The organism is Photobacterium sp. Alg240-V54 (assembly GCF_900537155.1).
Lineage (GTDB): Bacteria > Pseudomonadota > Gammaproteobacteria > Enterobacterales > Vibrionaceae > Photobacterium.
The window spans coordinates 1237992-1254654 of sequence record NZ_UNRL01000001.1; the positions used below are offsets into that span (position 1 = coordinate 1237992).

Here is a 16663-nt window from a genome sequence, read left to right on the forward strand (position 1 = left end):
GTGTGTAAATGAAACGAGACGAAACACAATGAAATAGAAGTCTATTACGATATAAGACTAATTAGCAGTGGATTAAGCATGCAATCACTGGACTTTTGTATCAGTTTGAATGAATTGTGACCGCCGTTGATCACTTTTGTCGCCTGCTGATATTGTTACAATTAATACTAATGATGGTTTGATATTGAGGTAATACGAATAAAAAAAGCAGTAGCGAAACTACTGCTTTACAGGCTTAATGGACACGGTATTCGGTGGGCGTTTTGCCTGTTTTGCGTTTAAATACGCGACAAAAATAGTTGGAGTCGTGATAACCACAGCGATTAGCGACTTCTTCTAAACGGAAGTTGTAGCGCTTTAACATAAACTTTGCCCGCTCTAATCGTACCCAAGCGATATAGTCGGCAAAACGCATATGGCCTTCTTGACGAAATAAACGTGATAAATGGTTCGGTGAAATATTAAATCGTTCTGCAACAGTATTACGGTTAATGTTGCGATGGAAATTTTCTTGAACGTAAATACAAATGCCTTTAAATAAATCTTGGCTACGGCGAGTACAATCGCTGGTCGGCATTTCAAGCATATCTTTGCAATAGCACAGTAATGCCATTAACAAAAATTTGTCAGCAGGCTGTTTTTTCTTTTCATGAGTTAAGCTTGATAGTGCATTGAGAATATGATCAATTGCATGGCTACTGCGCTGCGGTACACTGTATTTTTGTACGTCATAAAAACCATCTTCATTGGCTCGTTTACTCACAAGACTAAAACCAAGTTGGCTTTTACCAAATAATAAACTGAGTACCGAGCACTCATGTTGCCACTCAGGTTTGTTCCAAGCATTGGCTGGAATAAATAACGCTTCACCCACCCCTAGAGTAATATTGGTGGCATCAGGTTGCTGATTATCAAAAGTATTGGCGTAATGGCCTTTAAAAACTAATTCTAAGCGAGGAAAGTTAACTTGATAGCTCGATTCCAGCGGTGGTAATGAATCACCAGCAAACCAGATGTCATTTAAGGATTCAAAATCAGTAATGGCACTATCGAGTAAATCGATAAAAATATTATGCATCTCTTGCGTCTACTTATTGTTATTTTTCATGGACGTGGACTAACCAATCAATCTAGCTAACGTACCTTATGTGTGAATATGCGTATTATTAGTTAGCTAGCCACTGAATGCGATATATTGCTCTTGAAATTGTTATCTTGATGCCAGTTTATTTGGTTAAGAATACGGTTATGCGCATTTTTCAGCTGCTATAGAAAAAGCCACCTTAAATAACGTGATCTAAGGTGGCTTTATGTTGGGGGAATAAAGACCCTGCGAATAAACAGTGCCTTTAAGGGTGATTACGCTTGAGCGAGGTGCGCTTCAATTTTATCCATGATTTGCGGTGCTTTCTTTACCGCATCTGCTACACCAACTCGAACAATCTTCTTACCAGCGAAACGCTCTTCATTTTTGATCGCGATATCTTTTGTTAGAATCACGATATCAGCATCAGCAACGTCACTCATGGTGATTTCGTTTTCAATACCGATAGAGCCTTGGGTTTCAACTTTAACATCCCAACCTTTTGCTTTTGCAGCAACTTCTAATGCTTCAGCAGCCATGTACGTATGTGCAACACCAGATGGGCAAGATGTGATAGCTAATACTTTCATGTGAATCTCCAAATTTGTTATTTAATGCGTTTAACGCGTTTAACGCGTTGATAAGTGAATGCGATGTTATTAATCAAAACTTAGGTCAAGGTCGTCAGAAGCAGCTGTAGGTGCTTGTTCTTCTTGGCGATCTGCAATCGGTTTTTTAAGGAAGTTAACCATTAAGGCTGTTGTTACTGAGCCTGCAATGATAGCCACGACATAGAAGATACGGCCATCAACAACGGGTAGTACAATTAGACCGCCCCATGGTGCATGGTTTAGAACACCAAATAAGAAGGCTGTTACGTTACCAACGATACCGCCAACAACGATTGAAGGGATTACACGTACTGGATCAGAGGCTGCGAATGGGATTGCGCCTTCAGTGATACCGATACAGCCCATGATACCTGCCGCTTTACCTGCTTCACGCTCTTCATCAGAGTAACGCTTAGGTGATAGAAGCGTAGCAAGGAACATACCTAGAGGTGGCACACAGATTGCGACACCAACACCACCCATTAACCATGGTTGAGTACCGACTTGTGTTTGAGCAAATAGGGTTGCAACTTTGTTGATTGGACCACCCATATCAAAGGCTGTCATACCACCAAGAATCACACCTAAGAATGCTTTAGATGTACCCGCCATGCCTTGTAGCCATGCGTTCATGCCTTCCATAGCCATTGCAATCGGTGCACCGATAACCCAGATAACTAGACCTGAAACAATGAACGTGCCACCAATAGGAAGAATAAAATAGGTTGAGATGGCTTTGAGCTTGTTTGATAGCGGAATACGTTTTAGTTGGAGAACCACGTAACCGGCAATGAAACCGACAATGATAGCGCCAATGAAGCCGGCGTTAACTTGGTTAGCAAGGTAAGCGCCAATCATGCCTGGAGCAAGTGCCGGACGGTCAGCGATAGAATAAGCAATGTAGCCACCTAACACTGGTACGAATAGAGTGAAACCTGCAATACCCATGTCCCATAAACCTTCAAGGAATACACCTTGAGGGACAGCACCTTTACCACCTAACATTACTGATAAAGCAAGTAGTACACCACCTGCAACAACGAACGGTAACATGTGACTGGTACCTGTTAAAAGGTGCCGTTTTAATTGCGACAATTGGTTTTTCATAAGAATCACTCCATTTCGTTATGAAACATTGGCCACGGATAAGGACAACAACATAACAGGTTTAAGATGGCAAAAAGCCGTTTTGTTGGAGTCATTATGTGCGGCTAAAACAATTATCGGTATGGGATAAAACGTGCATTTGCTGGACATTTGTAACCAGCCAAATGAGTTGTGATTTAACTCTCAGGTTTGAGGTTGTGAGAAAGAGATCTAGCGCACAGAACATGCGCCAATGGTGTTTATTTTTGATTGCAGCAATAAAAATAGAGGATTACACGGCTCGATGCCGCTGTGATTTCTATCACCGTTAGTAGAGTCAGGTGGATTAATCTAACCGTAAACGGTATTGATCAGGGGTTGCGCCAGTGTATTTTTTAAATAAGGTAATAAACGGCGATGCTTGATGATAGCCTAAGGTTAATGCGGTTTCGTTAACCGACATACCTTGGCGTAATAGATGTAATGAATAAATAAATTTACGTCGTTGTCGCCACTCAGTAAAACTGATGCCTAATTTATTTTTATAATGGCGCGCTAAGGTACGCTCTGTGGTATGCAGCTGCTGGGACCATTGTGCTAGAGAGAGGTTGTTAATTGGATTATGCTCTAATTCAATTAAAATCGGCTGTAATAATTTATCTTCGCTGGTGGGTAAAAACTGGTCATGTTGTTCGCATAATAACAGTTGATCAAATAACACTGTAACCAAATGCTTATCTTGTTCGGTAGTCGCGACCATGATTTGACGTTGACGAAGATCTTCAATAATTGCAGTCATAATGGCGCTCACTTCCAATAAACAAGGATAAGCAGGTAGTTTATCGGATAGCGGTGGGCAAATATTCATTGAACAATAATTAAGGCTACGGCGAATATAGCTTTTATGCTCCATCATTGGTGGCATCCACAACGCATAACGTGGAGGGGCTAAAAAACGATTGTTTGCTGTACTCAGTTCAATAATACCATTGCTTACCAGGTGTAATTGTCCCCAGTAATGGCTATGGCTAAGGGTACTCGTATCTGGCTCAAATACTTCATGAACAAAAAAAACATCATTAGGTGGATTATTATTATCAATAATTGGGTTGTAAATAGTCGCCATGATTCGATCCAAACACTATTGCCAATTTATAAGTATATCAGCCATCAAGAACGAGATGAAAGAAGCATTTCTTCCTTTTCGGCTGTATAAATTAAATCGTCAAACCTAATCGTAATGAAATGACAAATATCATCAGTAATAATATTAAAACGGCCACTTATAGATATTTTTTATCAAAACTAATTAATTGTTAATAAATGCTATTATTGTTTTTTTTATGACATTAGCTCAGTAGTGATCGTTTATTTTCGGTTTATTTTTTTGCTTATCCCTAAAGATGTGATCTATATAGGAATGTTATGAAATTTAGAACTGATATTAACGGCTTACGTGCCTTAGCTGTTATTGCAGTAGTACTGTTCCATTTTAATCCAGCTTGGATTCGTATTCCTGGTGGTTTTGCTGGGGTAGATGTTTTTTTTGTTATCTCTGGTTTTTTAATGACCAGTATTATATTTAGAGGATTAGCCAATAATCAATTCTCTATTATTAAATTTTATATCGCTCGTGCTAATCGTATTATTCCGCCATTGATGGCAATGTGCAGTGTATTATTAATTTTAGGTTGGTTTTACTTAACTCCAGTCGATTATCGAACTTTAGGTAAGCACATTGCTGGCAGTAGCGGCTTTATCTCTAATATTTTTTATTTTAAAGAATCGGGTTATTTTGACGCTGGATCACATGAAAAATGGCTATTACATACGTGGTCGCTGTCTGTTGAATGGCAGTTCTATATTATTTACCCTGTAGTATTAGTGATTCTGAATAAAATTTTCAAATTAGCAACGATTAAAAAAATACTGTTGGTGATTACTGGGTGTGGCTTTCTTTTTAATCTCTACGTGAGTCATCAAAATCCAACTTATGCTTATTTTCTACTTCCTGTTCGAGGATGGGAGATGATGTTAGGTGGATTAGTATATCTATACCCAGTCCAACTTAATAAAAACAATAAAAAATATTGTCAGTGGCTTGGGGTACTATTAATTATTGCCTCTTATAGCACCATGGGTGAAAAAGACATGTGGCCGGGGTATTTAGCATTAATGCCTGTGGAAGGCGCATTTTTGATTATTTTAGCAAATCGTCAGCAAGGCTTTTTTAATGCCGTTATTCTACAGCGCATAGGCTTATGGTCATATTCAATTTATTTATGGCACTGGCCGCTGGTGGTGATTGGCTACTACCTGTCTATTCCATATTTTGAATTTATCGGTATTCCACTGTCGGTATTATTAGGTGCTTTAAGTTATCACTATATTGAAAATCGTAAAACGTCAGCTCAATCGGTATCAATACCTCGTCAATTAATGACCTCTCTACCTGTATGGTTAATTATTATTGTTGGTGGGCTTGCTGCGGTGGTATTTAAAAATAATGGCTTTGCCGTTGATAGGTTTCCTGCGAGTGTTAATAATATCGTCAAAGACATTAAGCCGACGCCGAACCGTGTCAATTGCCATGTTTATGATTACCAAGATCCAGCAAAAGCGTGTGAGTACTACGGTAATAATATTGATTGGGCGGTATTGGGTGATAGCCATGCGATCAGCATTAGTTATGCTTTAGCTAATCGCTTAAAAGCAACAGATCAAGGGCTAAAACATTTTAGCTTTGCGGGCTGTATTCCTTCTTATGGTCAACAGAATAACTTTAGCCCTTGTTCTCGATGGTATAACGAGGCGGCTAATTATATTTTGCAAGATAAACATATTCAAAATGTCGTATTGATAAACCGATATTCAGCGGGGTTATACGGTGAAAATGAAGGGGTTTATCCACGATTATCCCATCGAAAGACAGCCCAATATGCTGATATTCTAACGTCATTTGATCGGCTGGTTTTACAATTAGCAAAAACGAAAAAAAATGTTTATGTGATTGAACCTGTTCCTGAAATGGGACGTAGTATTAGTAAGTTATTTTATGAACATTATTGGGTCGGTAAGCCTGTTGAAAATATCGTATCAATGTCTAAGTCTTATTATAACCAGCGCAATCACGATATTTTGCATCATTTTAAACACGCTAACTATCCAGCGAATGTTCATTTTATCAATACTCAACAAGCACTTTGTGATAGCAGTTATTGTTATGCGGTACAAGACTCACAGCCTTTATATCATGATGCGCATCACACTTCGCAACAAGGGGCAGAGAAAGTTGTATCGCAGATAGTCATTTAGTTTTGTTGTCGATAAAAGAGCAACAATAATCTGGCGTACAAGGATGAACCCATGGTGACAAAATGGTATTATCTGCGCCCGTTTTACGCCGTGACTCTTGGATAACTTAATGAATTTTGATCGTATTGTCTGTTTTGACCTCGAAATGTGCTGCTGGAATGATGGCCGCACATCGCGAACTGGTGAAATCATCGAAATTGGAGTGGCGGAGCTGGATTTAAATACAGGCCGTATTGTACGACGCGCTCAGCATTATGTACGCCCTGAACATGATGAAATTTCGCCTTTTTGCACTGAATTAACAGGAATTAAGCCTGATTTGATTGAAAAAAATGGTAAGCCACTGGCAACTATTTTACGTTCGATTGAACAAAAGTTTGGTGGCCGCCATAAAATCTATGCGGCTTGGGGTCATGATGATCGCATTTTACACAAAGAGTGTGCAGCCAAAGAGCTAAAAATGCCGTTTCGTGAGTATTTAAATTTAGCGACATTATTTAAATTACAGCGTCACGTCTCTAATAAGCGTTTAGGGCAACGGGCTGCAATGGACATTGCTGGGGTGGAATGGGAAGGACGTCAGCATTCAGGTTATGTTGATGCTTATAACTTGGCGCGATTAGCTGCGACGATGTTTTGTGAAAAAGAGCCATTAACTGACGATAAATAGTGATGGCTTGATACATATTCGCTTTTCTTTGAAGCCCTAAATTTCTTATGCTGATATAGACAGTAAGAAATTTAGGGTTTTGTCGTTTGAATTGTTGCTGATCATTTAACCAAGCGATATAAATGTCCGACTAAGCATTTTCTATGTCCGATCACGAATATATGTTTCTCATAGGAAGTGACAAAATAGTGTTGTTATTTATTTCAATGTCCTTTATTGAAATGACTGTTTTATCTAAGGCTGACAATGTTCTATTTATTACCTTTTTTTACTGTTGCGATCTGGGCAGGGAATGCCATTGTCAATAAGATGGCATTTAGTGTTATTGATCCTGGGGCGATTTCTTTTTATCGCTGGTTTTTTGCGTTAGTTGCGTTAACCCCTTTTTTAGCTAAGTCTGTGTGGCGCGAACGAGCTGTTATTAAACCGTATCTTACTAAGTTAGCTTTTTTAGGCTTACTCGGAATGGTGCTTAACCAATCATTAGGCTATTTTGCTGCGGCAACCACCAGTGCGACCAATATTGCCTTGATTATTTCATTAGTACCTTTGGTGAGTATGTTCTTAAGTGTGCCATTATTAGGCCAACGCTTATCACCTTTTGCACTAGTAGGGGCAGTTTTATCGTTAAGTGGTTTAGTATTAATGCTAAGCCATGGCCATATTAGTAACTTGGTGAGCCAAGGGATTAAACAGGGCGATGGCTTAATGTTGATAGCCGCTGTTGTATACGCACTATATTGTGTATTGATCAAACGCTGGAAAATGCCGATTTCAAATTGGCATTCAGTGTATGTGCAATGTCTCTTTGCCGTGGTGATGTTAACGCCATTATTGTTAACCAGTCATCGTATGGCGATTACTGCAGCAGCAGCGCCTTTGATCATGTATGCCGCATTATTAGCCTCAGTATTAGCACCATGGTTATGGATGCAAAGTATTGAGCGTTTAGGTGCAGATAGAACAGCAATGTTTATGAATTTGTTACCTATTATGGCTGCTGGTATTGCGAGTGTGATGCTAGGTGAGCAGTTACATAGCTACCATTATGTTGGTGGTCTTATGGTACTTACTGGGGTTGCGATGGCACAAAAACGTGCGAAAGCGAAGAAACAAGTTGATGCCGTTACCGCTTAATGTTGGTCTATTTTTTATTTATACAAAAACGCCGCAATCATCATGATTACGGCGTTTTTTTAATTAAAAGATGTAAAGACCTAAACAAAAGCTAACAAGGGTGAAATACACAATAAAACCCCAGTGACAATAATTAGGTTGGTCGCTGGACCTTTATATTTATGTAAGCTCGGCACTTGATAGACTAAATATGCCGGAATTAAGCAGCCAACAATACCAAAGATAGGTGAACAGATAGAAGTAAAAGAGAGAATTGGTAGGTTTAAGGTAATCGCTCCCCATGCTAGTAAAATAATAAAGATCGTCGTAAATTTATCGACTAGCTGAGTATTAATGTTTTTGGCTTCAAATTTACGCTCTAATACGTTCATTGCAAGGCCACGACAAGCTTCTTTGAAGGCAAGGAATACACCAAAAAAAGATGTCACAACCGCAAAGATATTGATCACAATACCGACAATCGTTGCCCAGCTACCAGGGAAATAATGTGCAATCATTGCCAGTGCTGAAATATTCAAATTCATAGCATGCTTAGCTTCGGTTTGATTTATCGCGAAAGTAAACGATACGGCAAAGAAAAACACGATAATAAATAAAATAGTAAACGCTATTCTCATCGCTCGAGTGGCTTTATAACGTGCTACTTCAATCGATTTCTCATGTGAGCGGTAAGAGATAACCATCGGGCTCAATGATTGAATGAACAGAATCGATGTAAGGGTAAATGGTAATGTAATAATGGCATTTTTAAGCATTAATCCCCAGTCTTGAACCGGTGTGATATTAGCAAAGCTCCATTGAGGAACTAATAACATTCCCATCACTGCAACCAACAACAATACCGTAACGGCCATAAAGCCCGAGATCTTAAATAGGAATTTTTCACTTTTAGAACCGATATAGCTTAGTAAGCTGATTAACGCTAATCCATAGTAAATATTATTGTTTAGTGGTGTTTCGGTAACGCCAAAAGAGTGTAGGTAAGAAGCACTATCATTGGTAACAGTTAATGAATAGACCAGCACCCAGATCACTAGCATTAAAAAATACAGGATCCCGAGTCCAATACCCCAGTTTTTTCCGAGATAGCCTGAAATGACACCCGGATAGTCAGTGCACTTTTTCGATTCCGCTAATGTATTAATGAATAATTTTTGGAATAAATACATGGCAGGGTAACCAATCACTGCTGATAGTAAAAAAACCCATAACCCCATTACACCCACTTGTACGGGTAAGAATACAATACCAGCACCTACAGCCATACCAATGCTCATTACGATCCAGCCGATGTCGACATTGTCGAACTTGATCGCTTGCTGCCATTGTTGTTGAGTCATGTTTGCTTGAACATGTAGCGGTGTATTGGTTGCTGCTGCTAGAGGTAAATTGACTGTTTGATTCATATTAATTTCAGCCTGAATAGTTAACCAAGTCACAATCTTTGGTTTATTATTTTTTACGGCAAATGCCGGCCTTTTTTGCGTATTATTAGAAATATAAAGCAGTCAAATTATAACGAAAGAGCAGTAGCAATGAGTGTGTATAGCTCATGGAACTTACTTTAAGTATATGTTATTTAAAAATTTTAGAGCCACTTATCAAAACTAAGCATTATATATAAAAGCATAAAATGGCGTAACATAGAAAGGCAGAATAGTGCAATTATTTTTAGATTAGATGGTGGTTATTTCTAATAGCGTTTGTGTTGTTTATGGCTGATTATTACGCTAATGGAGTGTTTTTTAAATAACTAGAAGTTATTTGATATGACTAAAAAGAATATAAAGAAGGGGGGAAATGCGGTTTTTACTGTTTTTTGCTGATAACTGTACAATTGGTGCAATATAATCCTCTAGATAAAGCTAAAAAAGTAAATCAGTTATCTTACCTTTTATATATATCTAGAGGAGTTAGCTACTATATTGGTGAATGTATGGTTATTTATTAATCATAATATCAAGGATCTGCACATCGGTTTGTGTCATTGAGCCATTGGCGAGCATTGATAAATTACGAATAGTACTGTCTACATCGTGAGCAACAATACCTTCATTGCCCGTTACGCCGATGCCATCTAATGCCATTAATGCTGATTTTACAGCAGAGCCAGCTGATGATGATACTTTCATAGCACAACTGGTTTTTGCACCATCACAGATCATGCCTGCAATATCACCAATCATACTGTTAATCGCTGCGCTGATTTGTTTAATATCACCACCAAGTAACCATGTCATACCCGCTACAGCGCCCATTGATGCTGTCGTTGCGCCGCATAATGCTGATAATTTATTTTGATAGCTTTTAATGTAAATCGCCATCAAGTGCGACAACATTAATGCACGAATAAGTTGTTCATCATCGGCATTGATAAATTCAGCCACCACCACAACAGGCATGGTTGCAGCTATTCCTTGGTTGCCAGAGCCTGAATTACTCATGGCTGGTTTCATTGCGCCGCCCATGCGTGCATCGGAAGCGGCAGCAGTACGAAGTAATACATCAGTTAATAAGCCTCCAGCAAGTAAACCGCGCTCCATACTGCGTTTAAATGTCGCGCCAACTTGGAGACCATAATTGCCTTCTAAGCCTTCAATTGAAAGGTCGTTGTTAAGTTGATAAGCCTGCTTAATAAACGCAATATCAGCTAATGGTGCCTGAGTTGCAAAATCAAAAATATCTTGTGCAGAGGCATCAATAAAAGGATTACTTGTAATAGATTTTGTTGCTGTTGATGTCGGTTGTGGATCGGCAATATAAGTTGTGATCCCGTCTTCTTCAATGGCTAACACATGGGTATGGCTATCTGCAATCGTCACGCTAGCAGAACGATCGGCGCTAAAGATGGTGACTTTGGAATAAAGAATATTACTGACATTGGCAACGCTAACGGTCACCATTTTTTGATCTAACATGTTTTTTGCGATAGCAACATCGTTAGCGGTAAGGTTTTTAAGCACTTCTAATTGTGCATTGCTATCACCAGCCACAGCGCCAGCCGCTGCTGCAATTTCAAGTCCAACCATACCAGTACCAGGAACCGTTACTCCCATACCATTTTTCATTAAATTGGCTGAAACCTGCACATTAATTGCAGTAATATTTTGATAATTTATATTGAGTTTATTCACAGCCATTGCTGAGGCGAGTGCAACGGATACAGGCTCAGTACAACCTAATGCAGGAACAACATCGCGTTTTACAACATCAATAAATGCCGGCCAAAATGTGTGTTTCATTGCAACCACCTAACGATTTATATAAAAAATCAAAAATTACGGATTTAAAGCAAATTCAAGCATTTGCCAAATCAATATGTAGCTAACGTTACATGTTAGTTATTGATTTTGAGTATACATTTAGTTGTATAGAAAAAAATCGTATATTCCCTACTTATAAAAAGGTAAAATAGAATTATTTTCTATATAAATTCCAGTAAGTGAAATAATGTTACATTGATCACGTTTTTTTTGGGATTATTTTTTATTTGTAATGTGATTAATTTTTATGGTGAGGATAAAAAATTTATTGTTATTAGGCCTAAATATCAGTTTATGGTGGCAGGGAGAGTGACTTTCTAGGTATCATTATAAGGTGACAGGGGATCTAAAGGCTGAGGCGTAATAACGTCAGCCTTTTATTTTCTCTAATAAAGTAAACGTTTGCGTTGGTAGTAAATGAGGATTAGCGACCAATGATAGCGGATTGAAACCAGACAATTATAGGAAGACATCATGTCTGTTGACAGTACACATAACACTCCAAATGAATCAACACGTGGTTTAGACCGTTATTTTCAAATATCAGCACGTGGTAGCAGCGTTAAACAAGAAATTATCGCAGGGTTAACCACTTTTTTAGCTATGGTTTATTCGGTGATTGTGGTACCCAGTATGTTGGGCGCTGCAGGGTTTGATCAAAGTGCAGTATTTATTGCTACCTGTTTAGTGGCGGCTTTTGGTTCATTGTTGATGGGGCTATGGGCACGTTTGCCAATGGCTATTGGTTGTGCGATATCATTAACGGCTTTTACTGCATTTAGTTTAGTGCTCGGACAAGGCGTCAGTATTCCGGTTGCATTAGGTGCGGTGTTCTTGATGGGCGTGGTGTTTACTTTTATTACGGTTACCGGTATTCGTGGTTGGATCATGAGAAACATGCCAACCGGGATTGCACACGGCACAGGTATCGGTATTGGTCTGTTTTTATTGTTGATTGCTGCCAATGGTGTCGGTCTGGTTATTAAAAATCCGCAAGCGGGTTTGCCCGTTGCTTTTGGTGATTTTGTGTCACTGCCAGTGATTATGTCGTTGGTGGGTTTAGCGGCTATTCTTGGGCTTGAAAAGCGTCGTGTGCCTGGTGGTATTTTACTGGTAATTATTGCGATTTCTGTGTTTGGATTGATTTTTGATCCCAATGTGAAATACCACGGTTTGTTTGCATTACCAACATTTGGCGGTGACGGCTCATTATTAGGCTCTCTTGATATTATGGGCGCGCTTAATCCGGTGATTTTACCGACAGTATTAGCGTTAGTGATGACGGCTATTTTTGATGCAACGGGTACCATTCGTGCGGTTGCAGGCCAAGCGAATTTATTGACAGAGCGCGGTAATATTATTAGTGGTGGTAAAGCATTAACCGCCGATTCAGTTAGCAGCATTTTTGCCGGCTTTGTGGGTGGCTCACCAGCTGCGGTTTATATTGAATCAGCAGCAGGCACGGCAGCGGGTGGTAAAACTGGTTTGACGGCAACAACGGTTGGTCTGTTATTTGTATTGATGCTGTTTTTAGCACCGTTAAGTTATTTAGTACCGTCTTATGCGACCGCGCCTGCATTAATGTATGTTGGTTTATTGATGCTTAGTAATGTTAGTAAGCTAGATATGAACGACTCTGTTGATGCGTTATCAGGGTTGTTATGTGCGGTTTTCATCGTTCTTACAGGTAATATTGTTACTGGTATCATGCTTGGCTTTGTGAGTTTAGTGATTGGACGTGTGGTATCGGGTGATTTTAAACGCCTCAATATAGGTACTGTTATTATTGCGATAGCACTTGTGGTCTTTTATGCTGGTGGCTGGGCTATTTAAACACCACAGATCTGTATTGATGATTAACCCGCGATCTTTCGCGGGTTTTTTTGTTTCGAAAATTCTAACCAGTGTTTTTTATCTATACTCAAGGTAAAATAACGCCATATATCTTTAATGATGGAATTTTTAGCAATGAAAAAAACCTTATTAGCGTTGGTTGTTGCGATCGGATTTAGCCAGGCTGCCAATGCCTGTACTGGAATTACATTAGCGACAACAGGTAATGATCATATTCAAGCGCGTACTATTGAGTGGGGACACAGTGATCTCAATAGTAAACTTATTATTGCACCGCGTAATTATTCGTATACTTCAACCATGCCTGATCAGAAATCGGGACTAACGTGGAAGAGTAAGTATGGTTTTGCTGGCATATCTGTTAGTGATGATAAGTTCATTGCTGAAGGGCTTAATGAAAAGGGCCTAACAGCAGGGTTATTTTATTTCCGTGGTTATGGCTCATTAGCAACTTATGATCCAAAAGATACCGCCAATAATATTACTGATATGGATTTTGTGCGTTGGATGTTAAGCCAATACTCAACGGTTGCTGAGGTTGAAGCGGCATTGAGTAAGATTAAGATTGTTACTGTTTATTTTGATGACAAAGGACAACCATCGCCTACTGCACATTGGCGAGTGTCTGATAAGCAGGGCAACAGTATTGTGATTGAAATTATGGATCACGGTAAGATTAATATTTATAAAAATACCGCTAAAGTGCTAACTAACTCGCCTGACTATAATTGGCAAGTGACTAACCTCAATAACTATATCAATTTGCATCCTGGTATTAGTAAGCCACAGCAGATTAATGGTGTCGAAGCACAGTCTTTTGGTGTCGGCTCTAATTTTGTTGGTTTACCAGGTGATATCTCACCACCATCACGATTTGTTCGTGCTGCATTTTACGTTAATAGTGCACCCGCTTTAAAAACAGCACAGCAGGCAGTATCACAAGCATTTCATATTCTGAATAATTTTGATATTCCAATTGGGAGTGAGTTTAACGATAAAGCCCATATTCCTGATCTACCGAGTGCGACTCAATGGACCTCTGTTATTGATCAGAATAACGGCGAGTTGTACTACAAAACGATGTATGACAGCACCATTCGCCGAGTTGACTTAGCAACACTTAACTTCAACGCTAAACAAGAACATATTCAAGCGCTAGATAATGGTAAATTTAGCTATCAGAATGTAGCTGTTAAATAACCAAAAGCTATCATTATCGTAATCAAAAAGACTCTCACTCATGAATATTAATGAGTGAGAGTCAGTTTACACGCTAGCTTTTTTGCAATTAAGCGAGTTGCACTTTTGGTTCAGGCGGCGCTTTATGAATTAATAGATAAGCAGAAATAGCAGCAAATATCATAATAAAATAATCCAGAAGACCATGTGGAACAGACATAAACGGATGAGCAAATAAAGGACTGAGTACTGCCCCAATACTAAAGGCAAAAAACATAATTTGAGCATTAGCAAATAACAGCTCATCATTCAGAGATTGTGTTGATTGTGCTATAGCTATTGGGTATAAGGCGAAAATAGCGCTACCAAATAGGGTACTGCAAATAAACAGTATGATTGTATTTTCAGTGAATTGAAAACCTAGCATTGCAGCAATACCTACTGCGCTAAATACAATAATGGATTGTGGTTTAGTTAATTTGGTTTGAATAACTTTTGCTATTGGCTTAGCCAATATACCACCGATGATAATACTCACCATAAAGTAGCTGGTTTTGTGCTGATCATAACCACAATTATGGAGCTCTAATGGCATTAATCCATATAAAGAACCTAAAATCAGTCCAGAAGCTAAACAGCCAAATAAGCCTTGAATATTAATTTTACCAATAATTTCTAAATTTATTTTAGTGGCTTTGGTTATTATTGGCGCTGTTTTACACATCACCATTAATGGCAAGAGTGAACAAAGAATCATAATAGAAATAGCAATAAAAGGCGTATAACCTTCGGTTCCTGTGATGCTAATTCCCGTTTGGCCAAGGGCGCGGCCTATACACAATACCGCGGTATTAGTTGCTAATCGTGCTGCTTGTTGCGATTTTGGTGTAACTAATAATAGCCAGGATTCACATGAAATATAAATACCTGCGACAGCGATACCTGCAAAAAAACGACAGGCCAACCAAATAGAAATATAAGGATAGCTAGCTAAAATAGTTACTGTTATTAAATATAAGCAGATAAAAAATAAAATTCCCCACTTATATTGCAACTTATTGATGATGGGTTTTGTTACGAATACACCTAATAAGACACCTAAATAATAAATGCTGGTGAGATCGCGTACAAATGATTTATCAAATCCAAAATGCTTAAAAGTAAACGGTAAAATACTCATTAAAAAGGCTGTACCGATTGAAAACAGCCCTAGAGAAAATAAGACCCCATTATAACTTGTATATTTGAGGTGATTCTCTGTAATCCTTGTCATTAACCCTTCCATATATAGAAAAAACTTATTTATTCTAGGTCTTTGTTGGGTTGATTTTCTACTTTTAACGTAATAAATGTAATATATGTGAGACATTGGTTACATAAAGTGGTTTTTTAATATAACTATTTTTTATATTTAATTGGGGCAGGTTATGTTCGGTTGCAGACAAATACCCATGAGCTATATAAGGCTTTTTACTGATAATAATGAGAATGGTGGTGATTAATTCATCTATTTAGGCCATTTTGGTGTGTTGAAGTGATCAAAAATGGAAACTTGCTTTGCGAGAACTTCTTTTTGTCTAAATTTATCTATTAAATTAAAAATTATCGAAATATAGACAAAATAGCAAAATACTGTCATTTAATTACTAAAAACTGACGTTTACATTTAATTTTATTTAAAAACAATGCGTTGTCATTTTTCTTTGCTGTGAAAGTCATGATCTTAATGTGAGAAGAGATTTCAATAAGCATTTTTCGTGATAGTGATTTTTCATGCACTCGATTTGTGTATCTAACGTTGCAATTTAAGTAGGATGACAATTAATTTAATGCTGGTAAATTCGATTGTAAGGCAAATAGGCTTATGTTTTTGCCATTATTAATTAATGTTGGGGTTTATTATGAAAGTAGTTATTGAAATCTTAGAATCAGGCACATACCGAGATCAAGCATGGGAAGGTAGTTTTTTATCAACGAAAGGCGAATTACGTGCTGTTACACCTTCTTATGCAGCACAATTGATTGGTGAAGCAAAAGCTACACTTTCTTTAGATGAGCAAGGAGAGATAAGGTTTGCATAATTACCTATACGGTACCAATAATTAAAAATGGCGTTTCTATTAGGAAAAATAGAAACGCCATTTTTAATTATTGTAAATAGAGAACAAGTGATCGTATTTACAATGTAAATTATTTTTTAATCAATGCGTTATTTGAAATTTATTGTCGAAAAATGCGGGTTTTTTGTCATCGCTATCATCGATACAAGATTATCTAATATGACAGGTTGTTGATGTTGCTCAACTAATAACATCATACACTCCTCTCGATTTTGATTATAAAAAGTATCGTGAGCAATACCTACAATCTGACTACCATCGCTCAGGGTGAGTTTTATCGTCAAATGATGCATACATGCTATTTCAATATAATCATGTTGGTGGCAACTTAGCATTGTATTATC

14 protein-coding genes are annotated in these 16663 nt (G+C 38.2%); 6 read left to right on the forward strand and 8 right to left on the reverse strand.

The window, feature by feature from the left end:
* Positions 1–235: 235 nt before the first annotated feature.
* From G6R09_RS05295 to G6R09_RS05310, 4 genes are all read right to left on the reverse strand, one after another.
* Positions 236–1078 carry a helix-turn-helix transcriptional regulator gene (locus tag G6R09_RS05295; RefSeq protein ID WP_163920957.1) on the reverse strand — a complete coding sequence of 281 codons (843 nt, stop codon included), beginning with the start codon at positions 1076–1078 and terminating at the stop codon, positions 236–238.
* 281 nt (positions 1079–1359) lie between these two features.
* Positions 1360–1674 (reverse strand): PTS fructose-like transporter subunit IIB, encoded by a 315-nt coding sequence (locus G6R09_RS05300; protein ID WP_065168695.1) that lies wholly within the window; start codon positions 1672–1674, stop codon positions 1360–1362.
* 69 nt (positions 1675–1743) lie between these two features.
* Positions 1744–2802 carry a PTS fructose transporter subunit EIIC gene (locus G6R09_RS05305; protein ID WP_065168696.1) on the reverse strand — a complete coding sequence of 353 codons (1059 nt, stop codon included), beginning with the start codon at positions 2800–2802 and terminating at the stop codon, positions 1744–1746.
* Between the two features lie 325 nt (positions 2803–3127).
* Positions 3128–3907, reverse strand: coding sequence for a helix-turn-helix transcriptional regulator (locus G6R09_RS05310; RefSeq protein ID WP_065168697.1), 780 nt, complete (start codon positions 3905–3907; stop codon positions 3128–3130).
* 299 nt (positions 3908–4206) lie between these two features.
* Between G6R09_RS05310 and G6R09_RS05315 the strand changes: the two genes are divergently transcribed.
* From G6R09_RS05315 to G6R09_RS05325, 3 genes are all read left to right on the forward strand, one after another.
* The gene (locus G6R09_RS05315) at positions 4207–6096 is read left to right on the forward strand and encodes an acyltransferase family protein (protein ID WP_163920959.1); all 1890 of its coding nucleotides are present in this window, start codon (positions 4207–4209) and stop codon (positions 6094–6096) included.
* A 109-nt stretch (positions 6097–6205) separates the two neighbouring features.
* Complete coding sequence (locus G6R09_RS05320; RefSeq protein ID WP_065176669.1) at positions 6206–6766, forward strand: 3'-5' exonuclease; 561 nt, start codon at positions 6206–6208, stop codon at positions 6764–6766.
* Between the two features lie 246 nt (positions 6767–7012).
* Positions 7013–7903 (forward strand): DMT family transporter, encoded by an 891-nt coding sequence (locus G6R09_RS05325; protein WP_065176670.1) that lies wholly within the window; start codon positions 7013–7015, stop codon positions 7901–7903.
* Between the two features lie 80 nt (positions 7904–7983).
* Here the strand turns inward: G6R09_RS05325 and G6R09_RS05330 are convergent, their stop codons facing one another.
* Positions 7984–9309: an amino acid permease gene (locus tag G6R09_RS05330; protein ID WP_065176683.1), complete on the reverse strand. Its 1326-nt coding sequence runs from the start codon at positions 9307–9309 to the stop codon at positions 7984–7986.
* A gap of 534 nt (positions 9310–9843) precedes the next feature.
* On the reverse strand, positions 9844–11145 hold the full coding sequence (locus tag G6R09_RS05335; RefSeq protein WP_163920962.1) for a serine dehydratase subunit alpha family protein: 1302 nt from the start codon (positions 11143–11145) through the stop codon (positions 9844–9846).
* Positions 11146–11640: 495 nt separating this feature from the next.
* On the opposite strand from G6R09_RS05335, the gene G6R09_RS05340 reads away from it, so the two are divergent.
* Both G6R09_RS05340 and G6R09_RS05345 read left to right on the forward strand, forming a co-directional pair.
* Complete coding sequence (locus tag G6R09_RS05340; protein ID WP_065168702.1) at positions 11641–12999, forward strand: NCS2 family permease; 1359 nt, start codon at positions 11641–11643, stop codon at positions 12997–12999.
* Between the two features lie 135 nt (positions 13000–13134).
* Positions 13135–14220 (forward strand): linear amide C-N hydrolase, encoded by a 1086-nt coding sequence (locus G6R09_RS05345; RefSeq protein ID WP_163920965.1) that lies wholly within the window; start codon positions 13135–13137, stop codon positions 14218–14220.
* Between the two features lie 88 nt (positions 14221–14308).
* Here the strand turns inward: G6R09_RS05345 and G6R09_RS05350 are convergent, their stop codons facing one another.
* A complete protein-coding gene (locus tag G6R09_RS05350; RefSeq protein ID WP_162270726.1) occupies positions 14309–15472 on the reverse strand; it encodes an MFS transporter in 1164 nt (387 codons plus the stop codon).
* A 628-nt stretch (positions 15473–16100) separates the two neighbouring features.
* On the opposite strand from G6R09_RS05350, the gene G6R09_RS05355 reads away from it, so the two are divergent.
* Positions 16101–16280: a hypothetical protein gene (locus G6R09_RS05355; RefSeq protein WP_065168801.1), complete on the forward strand. Its 180-nt coding sequence runs from the start codon at positions 16101–16103 to the stop codon at positions 16278–16280.
* A 128-nt stretch (positions 16281–16408) separates the two neighbouring features.
* Here G6R09_RS05355 and G6R09_RS05360 read toward each other — a convergent pair whose 3' ends face one another.
* Positions 16409–16654 carry a Rho-binding antiterminator gene (locus tag G6R09_RS05360; protein ID WP_163920968.1) on the reverse strand — a complete coding sequence of 82 codons (246 nt, stop codon included), beginning with the start codon at positions 16652–16654 and terminating at the stop codon, positions 16409–16411.
* Positions 16655–16663 lie beyond the last annotated feature (9 nt).

Excerpts from the sequence above, each read along its gene's own strand:
- G6R09_RS05295 (WP_163920957.1), bottom strand. The coding sequence starts at position 1,078 with ATGCATAATATTTTTATCGATTTACTCGATAGTGCCATTACTGATTTT.
- G6R09_RS05300 (WP_065168695.1), bottom strand. The coding sequence starts at position 1,674 with ATGAAAGTATTAGCTATCACATCTTGCCCATCTGGTGTTGCACATACG.
- G6R09_RS05305 (WP_065168696.1), bottom strand. The coding sequence starts at position 2,802 with ATGAAAAACCAATTGTCGCAATTAAAACGGCACCTTTTAACAGGTACC.
- G6R09_RS05310 (WP_065168697.1), bottom strand. The coding sequence starts at position 3,907 with ATGGCGACTATTTACAACCCAATTATTGATAATAATAATCCACCTAAT.
- G6R09_RS05315 (WP_163920959.1), top strand. The coding sequence starts at position 4,207 with ATGAAATTTAGAACTGATATTAACGGCTTACGTGCCTTAGCTGTTATT.
- G6R09_RS05320 (WP_065176669.1), top strand. The coding sequence starts at position 6,206 with ATGAATTTTGATCGTATTGTCTGTTTTGACCTCGAAATGTGCTGCTGG.
- G6R09_RS05325 (WP_065176670.1), top strand. The coding sequence starts at position 7,013 with ATGTTCTATTTATTACCTTTTTTTACTGTTGCGATCTGGGCAGGGAAT.
- G6R09_RS05330 (WP_065176683.1), bottom strand. The coding sequence starts at position 9,309 with ATGAATCAAACAGTCAATTTACCTCTAGCAGCAGCAACCAATACACCG.
- G6R09_RS05335 (WP_163920962.1), bottom strand. The coding sequence starts at position 11,145 with ATGAAACACACATTTTGGCCGGCATTTATTGATGTTGTAAAACGCGAT.
- G6R09_RS05340 (WP_065168702.1), top strand. The coding sequence starts at position 11,641 with ATGTCTGTTGACAGTACACATAACACTCCAAATGAATCAACACGTGGT.
- G6R09_RS05345 (WP_163920965.1), top strand. The coding sequence starts at position 13,135 with ATGAAAAAAACCTTATTAGCGTTGGTTGTTGCGATCGGATTTAGCCAG.
- G6R09_RS05350 (WP_162270726.1), bottom strand. The coding sequence starts at position 15,472 with ATGACAAGGATTACAGAGAATCACCTCAAATATACAAGTTATAATGGG.
- G6R09_RS05355 (WP_065168801.1), top strand. The coding sequence starts at position 16,101 with ATGAAAGTAGTTATTGAAATCTTAGAATCAGGCACATACCGAGATCAA.
- G6R09_RS05360 (WP_163920968.1), bottom strand. The coding sequence starts at position 16,654 with ATGCTAAGTTGCCACCAACATGATTATATTGAAATAGCATGTATGCAT.